Here is a 23,825-nt window from a genome sequence, read left to right on the forward strand (position 1 = left end):
ACCGGAAATAATATCATGCTTAAAACGCTATCGATTCGTACCGGCTTGCTCTCTTTACTGGCCGTTATGACCCTTCTGCTGCTGATTGTCAGCGGCATTGGCATTTATGCCCTCACACAGAGTTCTTCTTCACTGCAGCGTATTAATCACCTTCAGGGTGAGCAGATGGTGCAGCTTAATTCAGGCTATACGCTGATCCTGCGCGCGCGCAATGAGGCGGGCCAGGCCGTCCGCCTGATGGAAATCGGCATGCTGGACGATGCGGCCAAAGCGGTAAAAAACATCATTCAGGAAGTTGCCCTGGCCCAGAAAACGCTGAAAGGCGTGATCGACGGCGGCGTGGCTGACGAGCAGGGGCAACAGCTGCTCGATAAAGTGGCGGCCAGCCTGGCGACGTATAGCCAGCAGGGGATCAACCCGATGCTGAAAACCCTGAATGATCAGAGCGCGGACGGGTACTACGATCTTCTGGAGAAGACGCTGATTCCGGTGGCGAAGCAGTTTGATAACGACATGCAGGCGTTTCAGAAATGGAGCGAAGCGCGTGGTCAGGCGGAAGTGAGCGCCGTGCAGGCGAGTAAAACCCGCGTACTGATCCTGATTATCGTCGCAGCGCTGCTGACGGCGGGCATTATCGTGCTCGCGTGGCTGGTGCTGCGCCATATGCTGCTCAAGCCGCTCTCTGCATCGATCGCTCAGCTGGAGAACGTGGCGGCGGGGGATTTAACCCATACGCTGAATGCCCCCGCGAGCCAGGAGTTTAACCGCCTCAACGCGGTGATAGAGGAGATGCGACAGTCGCTGATGAACTCGGTTATGCGGGTACGCGATGCCAGCTCGCAAATTGACACCGGCAGCCGCGAGCTGACGTTGGGAAACCGCGATCTTGCCGAGCGTACGGAATCCACCGCCACGTCGCTGGAGCAGACTGCAGCCAGCATGGAACAGATCACCGCCACGGTGAAGCTCAACGCCGATAACGCCGAGCAGGCGCACCAGCTGGCGAAGTCGGTGTCCGACACGGCCGATCACGGCAGCGAAATGGTCTGCTACGTAATTGAAAAAATGCGCGATATCTCCGGCAGTTCGGCGCGCATCGCCGACATCCTGAGCGTGATCGACGGTATTGCCTTCCAGACCAATATTCTGGCGCTTAACGCCTCCGTGGAAGCGGCGCGCGCGGGCGAGCAGGGGCGCGGGTTTGCCGTCGTCGCGGGCGAAGTGCGAAACCTTGCCAGCCGCAGCGCCGACGCTGCGAAAGAGATCCGATCGCTTATCAGTGATTCGCAGACCCACGTTAACGAGGGCAGCGAGCTGGCACAGCAGGCCGGCGAAACGATGGACGAAATCGCAACAGAAGTGCTGCGGATGACCAAACTGATGCGTGAGATTGCGACCGCGTCTCAGGAGCAGAGCCGCGGCATTGAGCAGGTGAATATTGCGGTGAATCAGATGGACGAAACCGCGCAGCAGAATGCCGCGCTGGTGCAGCAATCCTCCGCCGCGACCCGCTCTCTTGAGGAGCAGTCGCGTCAGCTGATGGAAGCCATGTCATCATTCAAAGTGACGACTCAGACCGCTGCATAATATTACCCAGCCCCGGTACGTTCTGTGCCGGGGTTTTATTTTTTCCGGAATTAACTGCCGCAATATTATCGTGAATTTCACCCATTAATATTTCCAGTGAGCTGGTTAAGGCTAACGCTTTTTCCGTCGGTTCAAGATATAAACCTTTGCGGAAAAATAACGGTTCATCAAAGAGTTGATTAAAGCGCTTTAAGGCCAGGCTCACCGCCGGACGCGACATCTCCAGACGCAAAGAGGCTTTTGCCATGCTGCCGCAGCGGACGATTTCAATAAATACAGGGATAAGATTTAAATCAATGCCGGTATTAGCACGGGAATAATTGTTCATTGCGATTCTGCTCCACGAAATATCTGTCAAACTGTTATGGAAATAATGCAGGAGCAGTGGTGAATATTAAAGCATGTTTTTTATAAACACTTATACGGTAAAACATATAAATGACCAGGGGAGCCAGAACGGCTCCCCTGTAGAGAGGCATTACGCGTCCGGGTACTCACGGATAAAACGTTCAACGTCTTCAACCATGTGGTTGTTGCCGACGAAGAATGAACGGCGCTGGTGAAGGCTTTCCGGCACGATATCCAGAATACGCTCTTTACCGTCGCTCGCCTTGCCGCCCGCCTGTTCGGCGAGGAACGCCATCGGGTTGCACTCGTACAGCAGGCGCAGCTTCCCGTCCGGGTGGCTGGCGGTGCTTGGGTAGAGGTAGATACCGCCTTTCAGCAGGTTACGGTGGAAATCCGCGACCAGAGAGCCAATATAGCGTGACGTGTACGGGCGCTGGGTCGCTTTATCTTCTTCCTGGCAGAATTTAATGTACTTCTTCACGCCGTTCGGGAAGCGGATGTAGTTGCCTTCGTTGATGGAGTAGGTGTTGCCCTTCTCCGGGAAGCGCATGCGTTCCTGGCTCAGGCAGAAAACGCCCAGTGAAGGATCGTACGTAAAGGCGTGAACTCCGCAGCCGGTGGTGTACACCAGCATGGTGGAGGAGCCATAAACGACGTAACCGGCAGCAACCTGGTTAATGCCCGGCTGCAGGAAATCTTCTTCGGTTACCGGCGTGCCAACAGGTGTGACGCGGCGGTAGATGGAGAAAATGGTACCGACAGAAACGTTAACGTCGATGTTTGAGGAGCCGTCGAGCGGATCCATCAGAACAACGTATTTAGCGTGTTCACACCCTTCGAAAACAACAATTTCATCTTCTTCTTCAGAGGCGATACCCGCAACGATGTCGCGCGCGCGCAGTGCAGCTTTCAATTTTTCATTTGCGAACAGATCGAGCTTCTGTTGAACCTCGCCCTGAACGTTCTCGGCACCGCTGGCACCCAGGATATCGACCAGACCGGCCTTGTTGATATCGCGGTGGATGATCTTAGCGCCCAGCTTTATTGCCGACAGCAAAGCAGTGAGTTCACCGGTAGCATGAGAGAACTCGTGCTGCTTTTCGACAATAAATTCACCTAACGTTTTCATAACACTTTCCCTGCATCTTTGTGAGTAGAGCGATTGTATGTTCACTAAAACGACTAAAGCCCAACAATCTTAACAAACATTCAAATATTAGCGCAGAGGTGAATCGCGCCAGCAACATACGGATTTACCTGAAATGCGTTTCACAGCCGCTAACATGTGAGTAAAATGTGCGCCACATTGAAGAAGGATAGTGACGTATGCGCATTCATATATTGGGGATTTGTGGCACTTTCATGGGCGGACTGGCAATGCTGGCGCGCTCGCTGGGCCATGAAGTGACAGGTTCGGACGCCAATGTGTATCCGCCAATGAGCACACTTCTGGAGAAACAGGGCATCTCGTTAATTCAGGGCTACGATGCCAGCCAGCTGGATCCCGAGCCGGACCTGGTGATCATCGGCAACGCCATGACCCGCGGCAATCCGTGCGTCGAGGCGGTTCTGGAACGCAATATTCCGTTCATGTCCGGCCCGCAGTGGCTGCATGACTTCGTCCTGCGCGACCGCTGGGTGGTTGCCGTTGCCGGTACCCATGGCAAAACCACGACCGCGGGCATGGCGACCTGGATCCTCGAAGCCTGCGGCTACAAGCCGGGCTTCGTGATTGGCGGCGTACCGGGTAATTTCGACGTTTCTGCGCGTCTGGGTGACAGCCCGTTCTTCGTGATCGAAGCCGACGAATACGACTGCGCGTTCTTCGACAAACGCTCCAAGTTCGTGCATTACTGCCCGCGCACGCTGATCCTCAACAACCTTGAGTTCGACCACGCGGATATTTTTGACGACCTGAAAGCGATCCAGAAACAGTTCCACCACCTGGTGCGTATTGTTCCGGGCCAGGGGCGCATCATCCTGCCTGAGAACGACATCAACCTCAAGCAGACGATGGCGATGGGCTGCTGGAGCGAGCAGGAGCTGGTGGGCGAGCAGGGCCACTGGCAGGCGAAGAAACTCAACGCCGATGCCTCCGAGTGGGAAGTGCTGCTCGACGGTGAAAAAGTGGGTGAGGTGAAGTGGGGCCTGGTGGGCGAGCACAACATGCACAACGGCCTGATGGCTATTGCTGCGGCGCGTCACGTGGGCGTTCTGCCTGCGGATGCGGCCAATGCGCTGGGCTCGTTTATCAACGCCCGTCGTCGTCTGGAACTGCGCGGTGAAGCCCACGGCGTTACCGTGTATGACGATTTCGCGCACCACCCAACGGCCATTCTGGCAACGCTTGCCGCCCTGCGCGGCAAGGTCGGCGGGACAGCCCGCATTCTGGCGGTGCTGGAACCGCGCTCGAACACCATGAAGATGGGCATCTGCAAAGATGATCTCGCGCCGTCGTTAGGACGTGCCGATGAGGTCTTCCTGCTGCAGCCGCAGCATATTCCGTGGCAGGTGGCCGAAGTGGCCGATGCCTGCATTCAGCCCGCGCACTGGAGCGCGGATGTGGATGCGCTCGCGGATATGGTGGTGAAAGCCGCTCAGCCTGGCGATCACATTCTGGTGATGAGCAACGGCGGTTTTGGTGGGATCCATCAGAAGCTGCTGGACGGTCTGGCGAAGAAAGCGGAAGCGGCAGCCGCAGAGTAAAAAAAAGCCCGGTAGCGCTTGCGCTTACCGGGCCTACATTCTTTCCTCCCTCGCCCCTCCGGGGAGAGGGTCGGGGTGAGGGGAACAGATTACTCTTCGTTCTCAGACAGCTCGCGCAGATACTGGAAAATCAGGCGCGCAGACTTCGGCGGCTTATTCCCTTCTTTCTCTTTCTGCGCGTTGCGGATCAAGGAACGCAGCTGCTGGCGGTCGGCATCCGGCCACAGGTTCAGCACTTCCGGTACGGCATCATCACCCTGTTCAATCAGGCGATCGCGGATCTGCTCAAGCTTATGGAAAAACGCAACCTGCTGGTTGTGGCGGTTTTTCAGCTTGTCCAGCGCCTGGCGGATCGGATCGACGTCGCGCTGACGCAGCATTTTCCCGATAAGCTGAAGCTGGCGACGACGGCCTTCTTTCTTGATTTTCTGTGCCAGTTCAATGGCATCACGCAGATCCTGGTCGAGCGGGATCTTGTCCAGCGCGTTTTTACCCAGTTCTACCATTTCTGCGCCAAGCTGTTTTAACTCTTCGGCGTCACGTTTAATTTCACTTTTACTGACCCAGATGATCTCATCATCTTCGTCTTCGATGTCATCACCGGGAACGTCGTCGAGCCAGTCTTCGGGCTGCTTAGTCATGTCAGGCTCCTTAAAAAAAGAGGCTAATGTTACCAGTTAAGACGCGCACTGAAAAACGGTTCTCTGTTAGACTTCAGATAACTCTCTCTTACAGTATGGCATTTGCGATGAAAGTAACCTCACAAGTTGAAGCGCAGCGTAAGATTCTTGAAGAAGCCGTCTCCACCGCGCTGATGCTTGCTTCAGAAAAATCAGATGGCGCCGAAGTGGCGGTCAGCAAAACCACCGGCATCAGCGTGAGTACCCGCTATGGTGAAGTGGAGAACGTAGAATTCAACAGCGATGGCGCGCTTGGGATCACGGTGTATCACCAGAATCGCAAAGGCAGCGCGTCATCTACCGATCTCAGCCCGGATGCCATTGCCCGTACGGTGCAGGCGGCGCTGGATATCGCCCGTTATACCTCTCCGGATCCTTACGCAGGCGTGGCGGATAAAGACCTGCTGGCGTTTGACGCGCCGGATCTCGATCTTTTCCACCCGGCGGAAGTAACCCCGGACGAAGCGATCGAACTCGCCGCGCGCGCCGAGCAGGCTTCCCTGCAGGCCGATAAGCGCATCACCAATACCGAAGGCGGCAGCTTCAACAGCCATTACGGCATCAAAGTCTTCGGCAACAGCCACGGCATGCTGCAGGGCTACTGCTCTACCCGTCATTCGCTCTCCAGCTGCGTGATCGCTGAAGAGAACGGTGACATGGAGCGTGACTACGCCTATACCATTGGCCGCGCGCTGGGGGATTTGCAGTCTCCTGAGTGGGTGGGTAAAGAGTGTGCCGAACGCACGCTGTCACGCCTGTCGCCGCGCAAACTCTCCACCATGAAGGCCCCGGTTATTTTTGCCAACGAAGTGGCGACCGGTCTGTTTGGCCATCTGGTGGGCGCTATCGCAGGCGGCTCGGTTTACCGTAAATCGACCTTCCTGCTCGACTCGCTGGGCAAGCAGATCCTGCCGGAATGGCTCACCATTGAAGAACATCCGCACCTGCTGAAAGGGCTGGCCTCCACGCCGTTCGACAGCGAAGGCGTGCGCACCGAACGTCGCGATATCATCAAAGACGGTATTCTGACCCAGTGGCTGCTGACCAACTACTCCGCGCGCAAGCTGGGGCTGAAAAGCACCGGACACGCTGGCGGCATCCACAACTGGCGCATTGCCGGTCAGGGCCTGAACTTTGAGCAGATGCTGAAAGAGATGGGCACAGGTCTGGTGGTCACCGAGCTGATGGGCCAGGGCGTAAGCGGCATTACCGGAGACTACTCGCGCGGTGCGGCGGGCTTCTGGGTGGAAAACGGCGAAATTCAGTATCCGGTGAGCGAAATTACTATCGCCGGCAACCTGAAGGACATGTGGCGCAATATCGTTACGGTCGGTAACGATATTGAAACACGTAGCAATATACAGTGTGGTTCTGTACTTCTGCCGGAAATGAAAATCGCCGGTCAGTAATACCCGTAAAGGCGTTTTAATAATAAAAAAGGAAGTGAGCAATGCGTAAACATCTGTTAGCGATCGTCGCGGCTTCAACGCTGGTTCTTGGCTCTTCTGCGTTTGCTGCCGATCTTGAAGACGACATGGGCATCCTCGGTCAAAACCTGAAGGTGGTGCAGAAAACCGACAATGCGGCTGAAATGAAAGACGCGCTGACCAAAATGCGTGAAGCGGCGCTCGACGCACAAAAAGCGACGCCTCCGAAGCTGGAAAGCAAAGCGGCAGACAGCGCAGAAATGAAAGACTACCGCCACGGCTTTGACGTGCTGGTCGGCCAGATCGACGGCGCGCTGAAGCTGGCTAACGAAGGCAAAGTGAAGGAAGCCCAGGCGGCGGCCGAGCAGTTTGTGACGACCCGTAACACGTATCACAAGAAATATCGTTAACCGATCGCGCATCTGACAAACAACCAGCGGGGGCCAGCGGCCCCCGTTTTTTTTACGCGGTAATAAGTAAACCCTATCGCCATCACATTTTTGCGTCACCGCGCCTGAACGTTTCGTTTCCCCGGCGCGCGTTTTGCCGCTGGAATACGTGATATTCATCACGCAAATACCGGGATTAATTCAGATTCACCGCATTTATGTGGCACAGATCACTGCTGCGGCTCGCCTTTCCACTTCGAAGTGGAAAACAACTCGCTACAAACAATTCCCCCCCAACGTTAGTTTTATTCCAGAGCCATTAACGGGGTAAGACCAGTGATTAACGGAGCGGTAATGAACGACGTTGGGGAACAGGCAGAGCAAACAGAACAGCTCGCGAACACCATGCTGCAGCAGGTTTATGCCCTGCTGGGCCGAAACAACATCATCCCCAATGCGGTACAGGAGCAGATGCTCACCTCCCACGTGCGCGCAATGGCGCACCGGTCCGTGACCGGCGAGCCGCTGCCGGAGGTTGAAGCAGAGCTGTTTGACGAAATTTCACCGGATTCAATGCGGCTCGCCCGTGAAGTGGTCGCGCAGTTTGGCAATCTTCCTGATGAAGAAGCCTGGCTGCTCTCCGTTCACTTTGAAGTCGCGAAAGACAACCTTTAAGGAGCAACACATGGAACAGATTACAGTCGTGATTGGCGATCGCCTGGGTAAAGGTCAGAAAGTGGCTGCCGGTGTGGAAAAAGCAGGTGGACGCGCGGTGGTTGTACCGGGCATGGCGGCGGACATGAAGCTCGGCGACGTGATGAAAGCGGAAAGCGCCACCTTCGGCATCTCCTTCTGCGGCAGCGGCGGCGCGGGTGCCATCACGGCCCAAACCAAATATGGCTACAAGGCCAAATACGGCATGCGTTCGGTGGAAGAGGGCGTGACCGCCATCAACGAAGGCTGCAACGTGCTGGGCTTCGGCTTTATGGATAAAGAAGAGCTGGGCGAGCGTCTGGTGCAGGCGTGGCAGAAGAAATACGGCGCATAAGCATGAAAGAACAGTTCACAACCACGGTGAGAGTGAAGGGCAAAGGCGACGCCAAAGCGCGCGCCTTTGCCGACGCGCTCAACCACGTTCAGGCCGCGGTGATGAAAGCCTCACCGCATATCTTACTGCGTATTGAGCCACAGGATGTGCAGGTCGTTCAGGCGCAAGAAGCGGTGCGAAAAGAAGCGTTTCTGTTCTTCTTTCTGCGCCGGGAAAGACGCACCTACAGCGTGGAGCTGGATGTGACCGTCAACGTGACCGCTATCAATCTTGACCAGGTGGATTTCGTCACGCAACGCTGATTATTCATAAAAGGGCAGACTGATGTTCTTAATTATATTAATAAAATCGCTCATCATTGGCGGCCTGGTTGGCGTCGGTGTCGGAGCCGGGGCTGCACGCATGTTTCATGCGCCTACCACTCAGGGTATGGGCGCGTTTCGTACGTTGGGGGAACTGAACTCCTGCGAAGGGGATCCGGCGTCCCACTTCTCCTTTGGGTTAGGTTTCTTCTTTAACGCCTGGGCCTCTTCCGTGGCCGCAGGGGCTTTCACACAGGACGTTGACCACCGCATCATCCCGAACTGGGGTGCTGCTGCGCTGATGATCAAAAACCGTAACGTCGGCGAAACGCTGCACGACCCGCGCAAAATGGCGATTACCTGCGGCGTGATTGGCATGCTCGTCGTCACCTTCCTGAACCTGACCGCCTCCTCCGTTCCGGCAGCGCTTCAGGTCACCGCCGTGAAGGTTCTGGTACCGGCGGCAAACCTGCTGGTGAACACCGTGATGCCGGTGATCTTCTGGCTGGCAGCTATCGACGCGGGTAAAAAATCGGGCTTCTGGGCCACCATCTTTGGCGGCGCGGCGCAGCTGATTATGGGGAACGCCGTACCGGGCCTGGTGCTGGGGATCCTGATCGGGAAAGGCGTGGAAGAGAGCGGCTGGAACCACGTCACCAAAGTGATGATGGCGGCGATCGTCCTGCTCTTCGTGCTGAGCGGCTTCTTCCGCGGCTTCGACATGAAGATGATCGAATCCTTCCATCTGACCGTGCCGAACTGGCTCGACATGATCCACAACTCGCTCAGCGGTAAATAACAGGAGCCTCTAAATGGAACAGAATAAAGGTTTTTGGTATGCCGACTGGTCGTTCCCGATCTTCGTTGGCCTGCTCTCCTCCGGCGTTTTCGCCGGGACGCACATGTACTACCTCTACGGCATCGGCGCGTTTAACGAAGTGGCCTTCGTGGCGATGCTGAAAGCGGGGATCGATACCGGGGTTTACGGCGCGGTGGCGGCGTTCGGCGCGAGCTTCCTGTTCGCCCGCATTATCGAAGGGTCGCTGGTGGGTATTCTCGACATCGGCGGCGCCATCCAGACCGGCGTGGGCCTCGGCGTTCCGGCGCTGCTGCTGGGCGCGGGCATCATGTTCCCGGTGACCAACTTCATTGCCGCGCTGATTACCGGCCTGGTGATTGGTCTGGCGATTGGCTACGTCATCATCCTGGCGCGTAAGTTCACCATCAACCAGAGCAACTCCACCTACGGCGCAGACGTGATGATGGGCGCGGGTAACGCCTCCGGCCGCTTCCTCGGGCCGTTGATTATCCTCAGCGCCATGACCGCCTCCATTCCTATCGGCGTCGGTTCCCTGCTGGGTGCGCTGGTGTTCTACATCTGGCAGAAGCCAATCACCGGTGGCGCGATCCTCGGCGCAATGCTGTTGGGCTGGCTGTTCCCGGTCGCCCTTTAATACCCGCGGGCGCTCAGGCGCCCGCCTTATCAGGAGATCCTCATGTTTGATTTACTCCTGCGCCGTGCGCGCCTTGCCGACGATACCCTGACCGATATCGCCATTCAGGACGGGAAGATCGCGGCGCTGGGCGAGATTAACGCCCCCGCGCATAAAACGGTTGAGCTGAACGGCGACGTGTTCGTCAGCGCAGGCTGGATTGACTCCCACGTTCACTGCTACCCGAACTCCCCGATTTACCACGACGAGCCGGACAGCGTGGGCATTGCCACCGGCGTCACCTCCGTGGTGGACGCGGGCAGTACCGGTGCCGACGACGTGGACGATTTCTATGACATCACCCGCAGGGCCTCTACCGAGGTGTTTGCCCTGCTGAACATCTCCCGCGTGGGGCTGATTGCCCAGAACGAACTGGCCAACATGGCGAATATTGACGCCGACGCGGTGAAGCAGGCGGTGAAGCGCCACCCTGATTTTATCGTCGGCCTGAAGGCGCGCATGAGCAGCAGCGTGGTCGGTGAAAACGGCATCACGCCGCTGGAGCGCGCGAAAGCCATTCAGAAAGAGAACGGCGACCTGCCGCTGATGGTGCACATCGGCAACAACCCGCCGAACCTCGACGAAATTGCCGAGCTGCTGAGCTCCGGCGACATCATCACCCACTGCTACAACGGCAAGCCCAACCGCATTCTGACGCCCTCCGGCGAGCTGCGCGCCTCCATCACCTCCGCCCTGAAGCGCGGCGTGCGCCTGGACGTCGGCCACGGCACGGCGAGCTTTAGCTTTGAGGTGGCGAAACGCGCCATCGCGATGGGCATTCTGCCGCACACCATCAGCTCGGATATCTACTGCCGCAACCGCATCAACGGTCCGGTCGGCTCGCTGGCGAGCGTGATGTCGAAGTTTCTCGCCATCGGCATGTCGCTGCCGCAGGTGATTGACTGCGTGACTGCGAACGCCGCCGACGGCCTGCGCCTGGCGCGCAAAGGCCGCATTCAGCCGGGTCTCGACGCCGACCTGACGCTGTTTACGCTCAAACGCCAGCCGACGGTGCTGACGGATGCCGAAAACGACAGCCTGCAGGCTGAACACATTCTGGTACCGCTTGCCGCGATCCGCGCGGGCAAGGGCTACATGACCGAACAAGGGAGCACGGAACATGCCTTCGATTTATGAGAAGTACCATTTAAAGCAGGTTATCAACACCTCTGGCCGCATGACGGCGCTGGGCGTCTCCACGCCGCGCCCGGAAGTGGTGCAGGCGGCGATGGACGGCATGAATCACTATTTCGAGATGAAGGATCTGGTCAACAAAACCGGGGAATACATCGCGAAGCTGCTGGATGTGGAAGGCGCGACGGTGGTCTCCTGCGCGTCGGCGGGCATAGCCCAGTCCGTGGCGGCGGTGCTGGTCAAAGACAGCGACTGGCTGCTGGAAAACCTGCACGTGACCCCGATTGAGAACAACGAAATCGTCCTGCCGAAAGGCCACAACGTAAACTTTGGCGCGCCGGTGGGCACCATGGTGGCGCTGGGCGGCGGCAAGCTGGTGGAGGCGGGCTACGCCAACGAATGCTCCGCCGATCAGCTGGCGGCGGCGATCACCCCGCGCACGGCGGCGATCCTCTACATCAAATCGCACCACTGCGTGCAGAAAAGCATGCTCAGCGTCGGGCAGGCGGCGGTGGTGGCGCGCAAGCACGATCTCCCGCTGATCGTCGATGCGGCGGCGGAAGAAGATCTGCACGCGTACTACCGATCCGGTGCCGATCTGGTGATCTACAGCGGCGCGAAGGCGATTGAAGGCCCAACCAGCGGGCTGGTGATCGGCAAAACCCAGTACGTTGAGTGGGTGAAGCGCCAGACCGCGGGCATTGGCCGCGCGATGAAGGTGGGCAAAGAGGGCATTCTTGGCCTGACCTGCGCCATCGAACACTACCTGACGGCGACCAAAGAGAGCGGGGCCGAGATGGTGGCGAAGATGACGCCGTTTATCGAGGCGCTCAACACCCTCAACGGCGTGACCGCGCGCGTGGTCTGGGACAGCGCCGGTCGCGATATCGCGCGCACCGAGATTAAGTTCGACGAAGCCGCAACGGGCGTCGGCACGGGCGATCTGGTGGCGAAGCTCAAGCAGGGCGAATATGCCATTTACTTCCGTGGCTACAAGGCCAACGAAGGGATTATCGAGGCGGACGTGCGCAGCGTGAATGCTGACCAGCTGAACATCGTGTATCGCCGCATTAGCGAAGTATTAGGACAGGAGAAAAAAGCATGAAACTGACCCCCAACTTTTACCGTGACCGCGTCTGCCTGAACGTGCTGGCAGGATCGAAAGCCAACGCCAGCGCCATTTACGAGGCGGCGGAAGGTCACGTGCTGGTGGGCGTGCTCTCCAAAAATTACCCGGACGTGGCGAGCGCCGTTGCCGATATGCGTGAATATGCCGCGCTGATTGATAACGCGCTCTCCGTCGGCCTCGGCGCGGGGGATCCGAACCAGTCGGCGATGGTGAGCGAGATCTCCCGTCAGGTGCAGCCGCAGCACGTCAACCAGGTCTTTACCGGCGTGGCCACCAGCCGCGCGCTGCTGGGGCAGAATGAGTCGGTGGTCAACGGCCTGGTCTCTCCGACCGGCACCGTCGGGATGGTCAAAATCTCCACCGGACCGCTGAGCAGCAACGCACCGGACGGCATCGTACCGGTTGAAACCGCGATTGCCCTGCTGAAGGATTTCGGCGGCAGCTCCATCAAATACTTCCCGATGGGCGGCCTGAAGTGCCGTGACGAGTACAACGCGGTGGCGGAAGCCTGCGCCCGTCACGACTTCTGGCTGGAGCCGACCGGAGGTATCGATCTGGAAAACTATGAGGAGATCCTGCAGATCGCCCTCGACGCGGGCGTGAGCAAAATCATCCCGCATATCTACAGCTCAATTATCGACAAAGCCAGCGGCGACACGCGCCCGGAAGACGTGCGTACGCTGCTTGCGATGACGAAGAAGCTGGTGAAGTAGTATCTGCCCTCGCCCTAACCCTCTCCCAAAGGGAGAGGGAACTTTTACCTCCTCTCCCTTTGGGAGAGGGCCGGGGTGAGGGAAAACAAACCGCACACACCTGAAGGAGCCACCATGCACACCCGTACCCTGCTTGTTGCTTCACTCTCAATGTTCGCCACCGCCGCTATCGCCCAGCCGCAGTACGCCTGGGTGGGCACCTACAACCCCAACGGCGAAGGGCTGTACCGCTTTACCGTTGACCCGCAAAGCGGCGCGCTGGCGAATAAAACGCTGGTGAGCAGGCTGCCGAACGCCGCGCAGCTGGCCGTCTCGCACGACGGCAAAACGCTCTATCTGGCAAGTGAAGTGGAGCAGGGCGTGGTGCAGGCGCTGCGGGTGGGGGATAACGGCACGCTGAGCGAGCTGAATCAGGTGGCCTCCGGCGGCGCGGGGCCGGTTTACCTGTCGCTGACCCCGAACGGTCGTCATCTGCTGGTGGCGAACTATGTCAGCGGATCTATCGCAGTGCTGCCCGTTAAAGCAGACGGCAGCCTGGGTGAGGCTACGGATAAGCATCAGGATCAGGGCGAGCCGGGCGCGGCGAAGCCGGAAGCGGCAGCGGAGGGCAGCTTTGCCATCAGCGATCATAACGGCCCCCACGCGCACATGATCGCCGCCGATCCGAGCGGGAAATACGTATTTTCCACCGATCTTGGGCTGGATCGCCTCTACCAGTACCGTTTTGACGATCGAACAGGGAAGCTGACGCCGAACGATCCGCCGTTTATCAGCGCCTCCTCAAAAGGCGCCGGGCCGCGCCACTTTGTCTTTACGCCAAAAGGCGATGCCCTGTGGCTGATTAACGAAGAGGCGTCTACGCTCACCCATTATACCGTGAACGCCAACGGCACCCTGAAAGAGGGCAAAACGCTCTCAGCCCTGCCGGAAGGTTACAAAGGCACCAGCTTTGCTGCCGGGCTCGCATTAAGCGCCGACGGTAAACAGCTGTATGTGGCTAACCGTTTGCATAACAGCATCGGGCACTTTACCGTAACAGCGGAGGGCACGCTGACGCATCAGGACGACGTGTGGACGCGCGGCGACTACCCGCGCACCCTGACGCTCGATAAGCAGGGACACTGGCTGTACGTCATGAACCAGCGCAGCGACAACATCACCCGTTTCCGCGTGGCGCAGGACGGGAAATTAAGCTTCGAGCCGGACTATACCCCGGTCGGCAGCCCATCTCAGATGGTCATTTCACCTTAAGCTGTAAGAGGACAAACCCGTGCGATTTCCGAACCAACGTTTAGCGCAACTGTTCGATTTGTTGCAAAACGAGACGCTGCCGCAGGACGAGCTGGCGCAGCGGCTGTCGGTCTCCACGCGAACCGTCCGTGCCGATATCACCGCCCTGAACGCGCTGCTGGCAGGCCACGGCGCGCAGTTTATATTGAGCCGGGGCAACGGCTATCAGCTCAAAATTGATGATGCCCAGCGCTACCAGCAGCTGCAGGCATCCCACCCGCGCGCGCTGCGTATTCCCCGGACCGGGCCGGAGCGCGTGCACTATCTGGTGGTGCGTTTTCTGACCTCGGCATTTTCTCTTAAGCTCGAGGATCTGGCGGACGAGTGGTTCGTCAGCCGCGCCACGCTGCAGAGCGACATGACCGAAGTCCGCGAGTGGTTCCACCGCTATAACCTGACGCTGGAAACGCGCCCGCGCCACGGGATGAAGCTGTTTGGCAGCGAGATGTCGACCCGCGCCTGCCTGACCGATCTGCTCTGGGAGCTGGCGCAGCAGGACAGCCTGAACCCGCTGGTGACCGACGTGGCGCTGAATGCAGGCGTGGCGGAGCAGATGGTGCCCGTGCTGCACGAGGCGCTGACGCGTCATCACATCCGTCTGACCGACGAAGGCGAGCTGTTCCTGCGCCTGTACTGCGCGGTGTCGGTGCGGCGCATCAGCGAGGGCTATCCGCTGCCGGAATTCCACGCCGAAGACGTAGAAGAGAACGTGCGCGAGGCGGCGAAAGATATCGCCGTCACTATCCAGCAGCTGGCGGGCAAAGCGCTTTCACCTTCGGAGGAGAGCTGGCTGTGCGTGCACATTGCGGCGCGGCAGATTCAGGAGATTGCCCCGAGCGCAATTAACGCGGACGACGACGAAGCGCTGGTCAACTACATCCTGCGCTATATCAACACCCACTATAACTACAACCTGCTCAGCGACGCGCAGCTGCACGCGGACCTGCTCACGCACATCAAAACCATGATCACCCGTGTGCGGTATCAAATCATGATCCCCAATCCGCTGCTGGATAACATCAAGCAGCACTACCCGATGGCGTGGGATATGACTTTGGCGGCGGTGTCGAGCTGGGGAAAATACACGCCTTATGTGATCAGCGAAAACGAAATCGGCTTCCTGGTGCTGCACATCGGCGTCGGGCTGGAGCGCCACTACAACATCGGCTACCAGCGCCAGCCGCGCGTGCTGCTGGTGTGCGACGCAGGTAATGCCATGGTCCGCATGATTGAAGCGGTGCTGCAGCGCAAGTACCCGCAAATTGAGGTGGCCCGCACGCTCACCCTGCGCGAGTACGAGCTGGCGGAAACGATTAGCGAAGACTTTGTGATCGCCACCGCCCGCGTAAGCGAAAAGTCCAAACCGGTGGTGACGATCGCTCCGTTCCCGACCGATTACCAGTTAGAGCAGATCGGCAAACTGGTGCTGGTGGACCGCACCCGCCCGTGGATGCTGGATAAATACTTCGACGCGTCCCATTTCCGCATTATCGACAAGCCGATCGATCAGCAAACGCTGTTCCGTGAACTGTGCGCGCAGCTTGAAGGCGAGGGGTTTGTCGGCGCGGAGTTCCTGGATTCTGTCGTCGAGCGTGAAGCCATCGTCAGCACCATGCTCGGCGACGGCATCGCGCTGCCGCACTCCCTCGGCCTTTTAGCGCAGAAAACCGTGGTCTATACCGTGCTCGCCCCGCACGGCGTTCAGTGGGGAGATGAAACCGCGCACGTCATCTTCCTGCTCGCCATCAGCAAAAGCGAATACGAAGAGGCGATGGCGATTTACGATATCTTCGTCACCTTCCTGCGTGAACGGGCGATGTCGCGGCTCTGTAGCTGCGGAGATTTTGCCGGGTTTAAGGCGGTGGCAATGGAGAGTTTGAGCCGGTTTTGAGGTAAGGGCGGACGGATAACATCCGCCTTTTTTCAACGCAGATGATGCACAACCTGGTTGCTGCTGCCGCGCCAGATCAGCGCCGGGTCTTTTAAATCCTGCACGAACTTGCCGTCGACCAGGACGTTAATCAGATCCACCACTTCCATCTGCTGCGCGTTCAGCTCATCCAGCCTGTAGCCTGTCCAGACCCATATATCTTTTCCCGTACACTCTGCCCGAATGCGCTTCACCAGCTTCAGGATATCCGGCACGTTTTGCGGGTGCAGGGGGTCGCCGCCGGAGAGCGAGATCCCCTGGCGTTTGATGCGGGTGTCGTTGAGGTCGTTGACGATCCGGTCTTCCATTTCAGCGGTAAACGGCATGCCGGAGTTCAGACGCCAGGTGCTTTTGTTGTAGCAGCCGGGGCATTCGTGGACGCAGCCTGAGACGAACAGGGTGCAGCGGGTGCCGGGGCCGTTGACGATGTCGACGGGGTAGTATTGATGATATCGCATAGAAAATGTCCAGAGAATTTGTGCGCGCTGATGCCCTCACCCCGACCCTCTCCCACAGGGAGAGGGGGAAGAGTTCCCTCTCCCTTGAGGGAGAGGGGTAGGGTGAGGGGGAGAACCCTGCGCAGAACTTACCCGATCTGCCCATTCCCCAAATGCTTCACGCGACGCTTCACCTCTTCCTGCTTGCCGGCGTTAAACGGACGCGCGTCCGGGCTGCCGAGATAGCCGCACACGCGACGGGTCACGGAGACGCGAGCCGCATCGTGGTTGCCGCATTTCGGGCAGGTAAAGCCTTTGCTCGTACACTCGAACTCACCGGTAAAGCCGCACTCGTAGCACTCGTCGATTGGCGTGTTGGTCCCGTAATACGGCACGTGCTGATAGCTGTAATCCCATACGTCTTCCAGCGCCTTCAGGTTGTGCTGAATGTTCGGGTACTCGCCGTAGCAGATGAAGCCGCCGCTGGCGATCGGCGGATAGGCCGCTTCGAAGTCGATCTTGTCGTACGGGTTCACCTTTTTCTCCACGTCGAGGTGGAAGCTGTTGGTGTAATACCCTTTGTCGGTCACGCCTTCCACAATCCCGAACTCGGCGGTATCCAGACGGCAGAAGCGGTCGCACAGGTTCTCGCTCGGCGTGCTGTAGAGGCTAAACCCGTAGCCGGTTTCCTCTTTCCACTGGTCTACCGCGTCGCGCAGGCGCTGAACAATCGCGATGCCTTTCTCACGCAGGGCCTCGCTGTCGTACATATGCGTATCGCCCGCCAGGGCGTTGATGGTCTCGTGAATACCGATATAGCCCAGCGAAATCGACGCGCGGCCGTTTTTGAAGATCTCCGACACGTCATCGTCCGCTTTCAGACGTACGCCGCAGGCCCCTTCCATATAGAGAATTGGCGCCACGCGGGCCTTGACCCCTTCCAGACGTGCAATACGGGTCATCAGCGCCTTACGCGCCAGCTGCAGGCGCTCGTCCAGCAGCGTCCAGAATTCCGCTTCATTGCCTTTCGCCTCCAGTGCGATGCGCGGCAGGTTCAGGCTGATGACGCCCAGGTTGTTGCGCCCGTCGTGGATCTGCTCGCCGTTTTCATCTTCGTACACGCCGAGGAAGCTGCGGCAGCCCATTGGCGTTTTAAACGAACCGGTCACTTTGACGACCTGATCGTAGTTCAGGATGTCCGGATACATGCGTTTGCTCGCGCACTCCAGCGCCAGCTGTTTGATGTCGTAGTTCGGATCGCCAAACTTGTGGTTCAGGCCGTCGCGAATGGCGAACACCAGTTTCGGAAACACCGCCGTTTTGCGGTTTTTGCCGAGGCCGGAAATGCGGTTGCGCAGAATGGACTGCTGGATCAGGCGCGATTCCCAGCTGGTGCCCAGACCAAACCCGAAGGTTACAAACGGCGTCTGGCCGTTGGCGGTATGCAGCGTGTTCACTTCATACTCCAGCGACTGGAAGGCGTCGTAGCACTCTTTCTCGGTGCGGGAGTGCGCATAGCCGTCGGCGTCCGGGATCTGCCACTCTTCGGCCGTTTTACGATGCTTGTTGAAGCTTGCCGTCACGAACGGGGCCAGCACTTCATCAATGCGGTTAATCGTGGTGCCGCCGTAAATATGGCTGGCGACCTGAGCGATAATCTGCGCGGTGACGGCGGTGGCCGTGGAGATTGATTTAGGCGGTTCAATCTCGGCGTTACCCATTTTAAAACCGTGGGTCAGCATGCCCTTCAGGTCGATCAGCATGCAGTTGAACATCGGGAAGAACGGCGAATAGTCGAGATCGTGGTAGTGAATTTCACCGCGCTCGTGCGCCGACACCACGTCGCGCGGCAGCAGATGCTGACGGGCATAGTGTTTGGCGACGATACCGGCCAGCAGGTCGCGCTGGGTTGGGATCACTTTACTGTCTTTGTTGGCGTTTTCATTGAGCAGGGCGGAGTTGGTCTGCTCCACCAGGCCACGGATCTCCTGGTTCAGACGACCGCGCTTCTCACGCTGCACGTCACGATCGTGACGGTACTCAATGTAGGCGCGCGCCAGCTGCTTGTAGGGCCCCGCCATCAGCTGGTTCTCAACCGCGGTCTGGATCTCGTTGATATCGACCTGGCTGCGTTCGTTCATCTGGCTGCTAACGACTTCTGCGACGGTGGCGCAGTAATCTGCGTCATCGACTCCCGCTGCTTTAGCTGCACGCAGAATGGCTTCCTGGATGCGCTCTGATTTAAACGGCACTTTACAGCCATCACGTTTCATCACATGCGGTGTCATGATCACTCCATTTTTTGAAAACAGGTTATCCACAGAGGTGGAGAAGTCATAACCGGGCATATTCCCCGCCGGGCCAAAGACTTCCCGCGTTCCCAGCTCGTGTTATCCACAATTCCGGCCAGCGTAAGCGCCGTCTTGTTGTTGGAATAGTAGACGATAAATACAAGATGTTGGGTCGGCGTGCATTTTAAGTGCTACATATAGTGATTTGCATCAAACATGTTTGCGATTTATTTGATGCAGAACAAAGTAAAAAGACGAGAGTACAAACGACGGGCGCTTCAGCGATTGTAAAGGCGCGAGAGAAAAATCTGATTATTTACTCAACAAAAACAGTAAAGTAAGCCGGGTGCTGAGCCGCACCCGGCAGGGAAAGTTACTGCTGCAACCACCAGACGGCTTCAAACGGACGCAGCGACGTCGTTTGCGGTGCCGGGTAGTTACTCATCAGCACCTGCGACCTATCGCTGAGAGCGTCTGTCTGCCATTCCTGCGGCGTATTACTCAGGTTCGCCGCCACCATCAGCGTCTGCCCCTGCCACTGACGACGGTAGCACCAAAGAGAAGGATGTTCCGGCAGAAGATCCTCATAATCTCCCCACGTCAGCACAGGCAGGGTTTTACGCAGGCCGATCAGCGACCGATAGGTGTAGAACACCGAATCCGGGTCGTCGAGCGCGGCGCGGGCGTTCACCGTTTCGTAGTTATCGCAGACCCCAATCCACGGCTCGCCCTCGGTAAAGCCCGCATTGTGCGAAGCGTCCCACTGCATTGGGGTTCGCCCGTTATCGCGGGACTTACTCGCCAGAATCGCCAGTAATTCATCCGGTTCGCGGCCGTTGGCGCGCAGTTCGGCGAACATGTTCAGGCTTTCCACGTCGCGATAGTCGGTGATGCGGCTGAAGTGCGGGTTGGTCATCCCCAGCTCCTCGCCCTGGTAGATATACGGCGTGCCCTGCATGCCGTGCAGCACCATGCCGAGCATCTTCGCGGCCTGTACGCGGTATTCCCCTTCGTCACCAAAGCGCGACACGATGCGCGGCTGATCGTGGTTACACCAGAACAGCGCGTTCCACGCCCTGTTGTGCATCCCCTGCTGCCAGTGGCGGAAGAGGGTTTTCAGCGCCACGAAGTCCGGCTTCGCCTTCGTCCATTTTTCGCCGCCGGGGTAGTCCACCTTCAGGTGGTGGAAGTTAAAGGTCATCGACAGCTCGCGTCCGTCGAGCGAGGCGTACTGCTGGCAGTTCTCCAGCGAGGTCGAGGACATCTCGCCCACCGTCATCAGGTTGCGCGGAGTGAAGACGTCGCGGCTCATCTCCTGCAGATATTCGTGAACGCGCGGCCCGTCGGTGTAGAAGCGGCGGCCGTCTCCGGTGTTGTCGTCCGGGAAATCCTGATCTTTCGAAATCAGGTTAATCACGTCGAGACGCAAGCCGTCGACGCCGCGATCGGCCCAGAACTCGCACACCTTTTTCAGCTCGGCGCGCACTTCTGGGTTCTCCCAGTTGAGATCCGCCTGCTCCGGGGCGAACAGATGCAGGTAATACTGCTCGCTCTCTGTGTGCCAGCGCCAGGCGTTGCCGCCAAACTTGGAGCGCCAGTTGTTGGGAAGCTGCTCCGGCGTGCCGTCGCGCCAGATGTAGAACTGGCGGTACGGGCTCTCTTTGTTCAGCGACTCGCGAAACCAGGCGTGCTGCGTGGAGGTGTGGTTAAACACCATATCCAGCACGATACGGATGCCGCGCTCGTGCGCCCGGGCAACCAGCTCGTCGAAATCATCCAGCGTGCCGTAAGCCGGGTCGATGGCGGTGTAATTCGCCACGTCGTAGCCATTATCCACCTGCGGGGAGATATAAAACGGCGTCAGCCAGATGGCGTCGATGCCGAGGGTTTTCAGGTAGTCCAGCCGCTGCGTCACGCCGCGCAGATCGCCGGTGCCGCTGCCGGTGGTATCCTGGAAACTCTTTGGGTAAATCTGATAGATGACGCCGTTCTGCCACCAGTAAGGAAGGGTATTCATAATGCGTTCCTGCAAATGCGAAGGGGCGCAACTGCGCCCCGAAAGAAGAAGTTAAACAATCTGCAGCGAGCCCTGACGGAACTTACGCTGGTAAACCACGGTGGTGAGCGCCATAGGGACGATAATCGCGATGGCCATCGCCAGAGCAAACACCTGCCAGTAAGCCGGCTGGATGGAGAGAATGCCCGGCAGGCCGCCGACGCCAATCCCGTTCGCCATCACGCCGTTCAGACCACACACCAGGCCCGCCAGACCGGAACCGATCATCGCGCAGAGCATCGGGAAGCGGTATTTCAGGTTGATACCGTACATCGCCGGTTCGGTGACGCCGAGGTAAGCAGAGATGGCTGCCGGAACGGAGATCTCACGCTCGTTGTGCTTGCGGCTGACGATGATGATGCCGGTGACCGCCGACGCCTGTGCAATATTAGACAGGGCGATAATCGGCCAGACCGGCGTGCCGCCGAGGCTCTGGATCATCTGCATATCAATGGCCAGCGTGGTCTGGTGCACGCCGGTGATCACCAGCGGGGCGTACAGGAAGCCAAACAGCGCTGCACCGATTGGCGCAAAGCTGCCGGTCATCAGGTGACGCACCGCGAAGGCTACGCCGTCGCCGATCATGCGGCCAAACGGACCGATAAAGGCGTGCGCCAGGAACACCGCCAGGATCAGCGAGCAGACCGGCACCACCACCAGATAGAGGTAATCGGGCACGATGCGCTTCAGGCGCGTTTCAATGAAGCCCAGCGCCAGACCCGCCAGCAGGGCCGGAATGACCTGCGCCTGATAGCCCACTTTGGCGATAGTAAACAGGCCGAAGTTCCACACCTCAGGCACCTGCTGACCAAGTAAGTAAGCGTTCATTAACTGTGGAGAGACCAGCGTGACGCCCAGCACGATACCGAGAATCGGCGTGCCGCCCATCTTTCGCACCGCGGACCAGCAAATCCCGACCGGCAGATAGAAGAAGATCGCCTCGCCAATCAGCCACAGGAAATCGTAAACGGTTTTCAGCGCCGGATACATCTGCGCCAGGGTTTTGCCGTCGCTCATCGGCACATCGCCGATGACGTTACGGAAGCCTAAGATTAAGCCCCCGCTGATCAGCGCGGGCAGCAGCGGGAAGAAAATTTCCGCGAAGTGGGAAATCAGCTGCTCGTGCCACTTCATATTCTGGCGCGCGGCCTTCTTCGCCTGCTCTTTATCGGCAGAAGAGTGCCCGGTTGTCGCCAGCAGAGCCTGATAGTAATCGCCCACTTCGGTACCAATAACGACCTGGAACTGCCCGGCGTTGGTGAAGCAGCCTTTGACCATGGAAAGTTCTTCAATGGCCTTCGGGTTGGCTTTGGCCGGATCGTTCAGCACGAAGCGCAGGCGGGTAATGCAATGGCTGACGGTGGCGATGTTTTCGCGTCCGCCGACCAGGACGATCAGCCGATCGATATCTGCTTGTTTGACTTTACTCATCATGAAACCTCATGACAGATGGTGAGGGGTGTAATGACCTGAGCGCAAGCCTACTCCTTCAGCGTGACGGCGAAAATGGGAACGTTCCCGAAATCAGGCAAAGATCACAATAATCTGTTTAAGAGGGGTTACGAAAGGTGAGCGGGAATGACGATCTGACGAGGCTCTGAACGCCCGTTTATCTGCTCGATCAGCTGCGCGGCGGCCTGTCTGCCGGACTCGGCGTAGCCCGGATCGACGGTGATGATCTCCGGGTGCAGGAACTTCATCAGCGGCGTGCTGCCGACGCTCGCCACCTGCAGGTTATCGATACGCTGCTCCTGCAGATATTTGCTGGCACCCAGCGCCAGGGTATCCGTGGCGCACACCAGCGCGGTGGTCTGCGGCGTCAGAACGCTGGCGGCCTGCTCGTAGCCCTGCTTCATGCCCAGCCCCGGCAGGGAGGCCACGGCGGAGAGGTTGTGCTTTTTGCAAAAGGCCAGATAGGCCTCATGACGGCGCTTGCCGGTGGTGACGTCCGCGTGCGGGACGCCGAGGAAGCTGATGTGACGATGGCCCTCGTCAAACAGGCGCTGCATCAGGGTGATAATCGCGCCCTCGTCGTCGTAGCAGACGGAGGCAAACCCGTGTGCATCGCGCGCCAGCAGCACCAGCGAAGGCTGCCAGGGTTTCAGCATCTCGTCCTTAATGCCGGTAAAACCGAACAGCACCACGCCATCAATGTTGCGCCGCTGGAGCATCCCCAGATGCTCTTCAACCAGCTGCACAGAGAACTGGCTCTCCATCATGATCGGATCATACCCCTGCTCGTAGAAGGCGGGTAGCATGGTCTGCACGGCGAGGTTTTCAGACAAAGAGTCCAGACGCGAGACAATGATGGCGACGACTTTGTCACTCTGCCCGCGCATGGCGCGCGCGGAGCGGGAAGGGGAAAAACCGTGCTGATTCATAACCGCCTCAACGCGCTCGCGGGTGCGTTCGCTGACGCCGCTTTCGTTGTTCAGCACGCGTGAGACGGTCGATTTCCCCACGCCGCTTAAACGCGCGATGTCTTTAATCGTAAGGCGGTTCTGCATGCTGTATTCCCTGTAACAACGACGATGTAGTGAATTGAGCCTAATGCTATAGCGCGATTTCGCTATGGGCAAAGTCTGGTTTACGTTCGGTTTATTTGCAGGGGGGTATAATACCGCCCGAATCGTCATAAAGGGTATGCCTAAATCCCTGTACTGCGCGGCGACACCCTACTTTTTACTTACCGGAGGCTTCATGGATCCCGATCCCACACCTCTCCTGAACGGGAGAATGCGTTCTTTCCGGTAAGCCAGCTTTTGCTGTCTCACCGGCGTGAGGCAGCAACGTCTTAAACGTTCCTGCTTGAAAAATTGAGTGCCTCTCAGGTACGGCTTTGCCACGCCTGAAGGAATTGCTGCG

22 protein-coding genes are annotated in these 23,825 nt (G+C 58.3%); 14 read left to right on the forward strand and 8 right to left on the reverse strand.

The window, feature by feature from the left end; all coding sequences use genetic code 11:
• The first annotated feature begins 15 nt into the window (after positions 1-15).
• Positions 16-1,587, forward strand: coding sequence for a methyl-accepting chemotaxis protein (locus tag HB664_RS05595; protein ID WP_219940454.1), 1,572 nt, complete (start codon positions 16-18; stop codon positions 1,585-1,587).
• Here HB664_RS05595 and HB664_RS05600 read toward each other — a convergent pair.
• Together HB664_RS05600 and fbp are read right to left on the reverse strand one after the other, a co-directional pair.
• Complete coding sequence (locus HB664_RS05600) at positions 1,559-1,915, reverse strand: LysR family transcriptional regulator (RefSeq protein WP_033144492.1); 357 nt, start codon at positions 1,913-1,915, stop codon at positions 1,559-1,561. The two genes, HB664_RS05595 and HB664_RS05600, sit on opposite strands and share 29 nt — an antisense overlap.
• 150 nt (positions 1,916-2,065) lie before the next feature.
• Complete coding sequence (gene fbp / locus HB664_RS05605) at positions 2,066-3,064, reverse strand: class 1 fructose-bisphosphatase (protein WP_023310178.1); 999 nt, start codon at positions 3,062-3,064, stop codon at positions 2,066-2,068.
• Positions 3,065-3,261: 197 nt separating this feature from the next.
• Between fbp and mpl the strand changes: the two genes are divergently transcribed.
• Positions 3,262-4,641, forward strand: coding sequence for a UDP-N-acetylmuramate:L-alanyl-gamma-D-glutamyl-meso-diaminopimelate ligase (mpl, locus tag HB664_RS05610; RefSeq protein ID WP_029739256.1), 1,380 nt, complete (start codon positions 3,262-3,264; stop codon positions 4,639-4,641).
• Positions 4,642-4,730: 89 nt separating this feature from the next.
• Here the strand turns inward: mpl and yjgA are convergent, their stop codons facing one another.
• Positions 4,731-5,282 carry a ribosome biogenesis factor YjgA gene (yjgA, locus tag HB664_RS05615; RefSeq protein ID WP_029739257.1) on the reverse strand — a complete coding sequence of 184 codons (552 nt, stop codon included), beginning with the start codon at positions 5,280-5,282 and terminating at the stop codon, positions 4,731-4,733.
• A gap of 95 nt (positions 5,283-5,377) precedes the next feature.
• Here yjgA and pmbA point away from each other — a divergent pair, with 95 nt between their 5' ends.
• From pmbA to HB664_RS05675, 12 genes are all read left to right on the forward strand, one after another.
• Positions 5,378-6,730 carry a metalloprotease PmbA gene (gene pmbA, locus HB664_RS05620; RefSeq protein ID WP_023310180.1) on the forward strand — a complete coding sequence of 451 codons (1,353 nt, stop codon included), beginning with the start codon at positions 5,378-5,380 and terminating at the stop codon, positions 6,728-6,730.
• Between the two features lie 41 nt (positions 6,731-6,771).
• The gene (cybC, locus tag HB664_RS05625; RefSeq protein ID WP_008501412.1) at positions 6,772-7,158 is read left to right on the forward strand and encodes a cytochrome b562; all 387 of its coding nucleotides are present in this window, start codon (positions 6,772-6,774) and stop codon (positions 7,156-7,158) included.
• A gap of 315 nt (positions 7,159-7,473) precedes the next feature.
• Positions 7,474-7,812 carry a glycine dehydrogenase gene (locus HB664_RS05630; protein ID WP_155739949.1) on the forward strand — a complete coding sequence of 113 codons (339 nt, stop codon included), beginning with the start codon at positions 7,474-7,476 and terminating at the stop codon, positions 7,810-7,812.
• 10 nt (positions 7,813-7,822) lie between these two features.
• Positions 7,823-8,185 carry an SFCGS family glycine-rich protein gene (locus tag HB664_RS05635; protein ID WP_094935143.1) on the forward strand — a complete coding sequence of 121 codons (363 nt, stop codon included), beginning with the start codon at positions 7,823-7,825 and terminating at the stop codon, positions 8,183-8,185.
• Between the two features lie 2 nt (positions 8,186-8,187).
• Positions 8,188-8,487: a DUF4312 family protein gene (locus HB664_RS05640; RefSeq protein ID WP_006810338.1), complete on the forward strand. Its 300-nt coding sequence runs from the start codon at positions 8,188-8,190 to the stop codon at positions 8,485-8,487.
• A gap of 22 nt (positions 8,488-8,509) precedes the next feature.
• On the forward strand, positions 8,510-9,286 hold the full coding sequence (locus tag HB664_RS05645) for a DUF4311 domain-containing protein (protein ID WP_219940455.1): 777 nt from the start codon (positions 8,510-8,512) through the stop codon (positions 9,284-9,286).
• A gap of 13 nt (positions 9,287-9,299) precedes the next feature.
• On the forward strand, positions 9,300-9,941 hold the full coding sequence (locus HB664_RS05650) for a DUF4310 family protein (RefSeq protein ID WP_023310183.1): 642 nt from the start codon (positions 9,300-9,302) through the stop codon (positions 9,939-9,941).
• Between the two features lie 42 nt (positions 9,942-9,983).
• On the forward strand, positions 9,984-11,117 hold the full coding sequence (locus HB664_RS05655) for an amidohydrolase/deacetylase family metallohydrolase (protein ID WP_202773836.1): 1,134 nt from the start codon (positions 9,984-9,986) through the stop codon (positions 11,115-11,117).
• Positions 11,101-12,219 carry a DgaE family pyridoxal phosphate-dependent ammonia lyase gene (locus HB664_RS05660; RefSeq protein WP_048977034.1) on the forward strand — a complete coding sequence of 373 codons (1,119 nt, stop codon included), beginning with the start codon at positions 11,101-11,103 and terminating at the stop codon, positions 12,217-12,219. Before HB664_RS05655 ends, HB664_RS05660 begins: the two co-directional genes overlap by 17 nt.
• A complete protein-coding gene (locus HB664_RS05665; protein WP_033144496.1) occupies positions 12,216-12,956 on the forward strand; it encodes a KDGP aldolase family protein in 741 nt (246 codons plus the stop codon). The genes HB664_RS05660 and HB664_RS05665 overlap by 4 nt, the downstream gene beginning before the upstream one ends.
• Before the next feature lie 114 nt (positions 12,957-13,070).
• Positions 13,071-14,207, forward strand: a complete 1,137-nt coding sequence (locus HB664_RS05670; protein ID WP_219940456.1) for a lactonase family protein — start codon at positions 13,071-13,073, stop codon at positions 14,205-14,207.
• A 19-nt stretch (positions 14,208-14,226) separates the two neighbouring features.
• The gene (locus HB664_RS05675) at positions 14,227-16,137 is read left to right on the forward strand and encodes a transcription antiterminator (protein WP_219940457.1); all 1,911 of its coding nucleotides are present in this window, start codon (positions 14,227-14,229) and stop codon (positions 16,135-16,137) included.
• Between the two features lie 32 nt (positions 16,138-16,169).
• Here HB664_RS05675 and nrdG read toward each other — a convergent pair whose 3' ends face one another.
• The 5 genes from nrdG to treR form a co-directional block, all read right to left on the reverse strand.
• Entirely contained in the window at positions 16,170-16,634 is a 465-nt protein-coding gene (gene nrdG / locus HB664_RS05680) for an anaerobic ribonucleoside-triphosphate reductase-activating protein (protein WP_219940458.1), read from the reverse strand.
• Between the two features lie 128 nt (positions 16,635-16,762).
• A complete protein-coding gene (gene nrdD, locus HB664_RS05685) occupies positions 16,763-18,901 on the reverse strand; it encodes an anaerobic ribonucleoside-triphosphate reductase (protein WP_023310191.1) in 2,139 nt (712 codons plus the stop codon).
• A 376-nt stretch (positions 18,902-19,277) separates the two neighbouring features.
• On the reverse strand, positions 19,278-20,921 hold the full coding sequence (gene treC, locus HB664_RS05690; RefSeq protein ID WP_219940459.1) for an alpha,alpha-phosphotrehalase: 1,644 nt from the start codon (positions 20,919-20,921) through the stop codon (positions 19,278-19,280).
• 51 nt (positions 20,922-20,972) lie between these two features.
• Positions 20,973-22,391: a PTS trehalose transporter subunit IIBC gene (treB, locus tag HB664_RS05695; protein ID WP_029739268.1), complete on the reverse strand. Its 1,419-nt coding sequence runs from the start codon at positions 22,389-22,391 to the stop codon at positions 20,973-20,975.
• Between the two features lie 128 nt (positions 22,392-22,519).
• Positions 22,520-23,467 (reverse strand): trehalose operon repressor TreR, encoded by a 948-nt coding sequence (gene treR, locus HB664_RS05700; RefSeq protein ID WP_047174646.1) that lies wholly within the window; start codon positions 23,465-23,467, stop codon positions 22,520-22,522.
• Between the last annotated feature and the right edge of the window lie 358 nt (positions 23,468-23,825).

This window comes from Enterobacter sp. DNB-S2 (genome assembly GCF_019443845.1).
Classification (GTDB): domain Bacteria; phylum Pseudomonadota; class Gammaproteobacteria; order Enterobacterales; family Enterobacteriaceae; genus Enterobacter; species Enterobacter asburiae_B.

Coding starts and splice junctions, on each gene's coding strand:
- HB664_RS05595 (WP_219940454.1), top strand. CDS start 16: ATGCTTAAAACGCTATCGATTCGTACCGGCTTGCTCTCTTTACTGGCC.
- HB664_RS05600 (WP_033144492.1), bottom strand. CDS start 1,915: ATGAACAATTATTCCCGTGCTAATACCGGCATTGATTTAAATCTTATC.
- fbp (WP_023310178.1), bottom strand. CDS start 3,064: ATGAAAACGTTAGGTGAATTTATTGTCGAAAAGCAGCACGAGTTCTCT.
- mpl (WP_029739256.1), top strand. CDS start 3,262: ATGCGCATTCATATATTGGGGATTTGTGGCACTTTCATGGGCGGACTG.
- yjgA (WP_029739257.1), bottom strand. CDS start 5,282: ATGACTAAGCAGCCCGAAGACTGGCTCGACGACGTTCCCGGTGATGAC.
- pmbA (WP_023310180.1), top strand. CDS start 5,378: ATGGCATTTGCGATGAAAGTAACCTCACAAGTTGAAGCGCAGCGTAAG.
- cybC (WP_008501412.1), top strand. CDS start 6,772: ATGCGTAAACATCTGTTAGCGATCGTCGCGGCTTCAACGCTGGTTCTT.
- HB664_RS05635 (WP_094935143.1), top strand. CDS start 7,823: ATGGAACAGATTACAGTCGTGATTGGCGATCGCCTGGGTAAAGGTCAG.
- HB664_RS05640 (WP_006810338.1), top strand. CDS start 8,188: ATGAAAGAACAGTTCACAACCACGGTGAGAGTGAAGGGCAAAGGCGAC.
- HB664_RS05645 (WP_219940455.1), top strand. CDS start 8,510: ATGTTCTTAATTATATTAATAAAATCGCTCATCATTGGCGGCCTGGTT.
- HB664_RS05650 (WP_023310183.1), top strand. CDS start 9,300: ATGGAACAGAATAAAGGTTTTTGGTATGCCGACTGGTCGTTCCCGATC.
- HB664_RS05655 (WP_202773836.1), top strand. CDS start 9,984: ATGTTTGATTTACTCCTGCGCCGTGCGCGCCTTGCCGACGATACCCTG.
- HB664_RS05660 (WP_048977034.1), top strand. CDS start 11,101: ATGCCTTCGATTTATGAGAAGTACCATTTAAAGCAGGTTATCAACACC.
- HB664_RS05665 (WP_033144496.1), top strand. CDS start 12,216: ATGAAACTGACCCCCAACTTTTACCGTGACCGCGTCTGCCTGAACGTG.
- HB664_RS05670 (WP_219940456.1), top strand. CDS start 13,071: ATGCACACCCGTACCCTGCTTGTTGCTTCACTCTCAATGTTCGCCACC.
- nrdG (WP_219940458.1), bottom strand. CDS start 16,634: ATGCGATATCATCAATACTACCCCGTCGACATCGTCAACGGCCCCGGC.
- nrdD (WP_023310191.1), bottom strand. CDS start 18,901: ATGACACCGCATGTGATGAAACGTGATGGCTGTAAAGTGCCGTTTAAA.
- treC (WP_219940459.1), bottom strand. CDS start 20,921: ATGAATACCCTTCCTTACTGGTGGCAGAACGGCGTCATCTATCAGATT.
- treB (WP_029739268.1), bottom strand. CDS start 22,391: ATGAGTAAAGTCAAACAAGCAGATATCGATCGGCTGATCGTCCTGGTC.
- treR (WP_047174646.1), bottom strand. CDS start 23,467: ATGCAGAACCGCCTTACGATTAAAGACATCGCGCGTTTAAGCGGCGTG.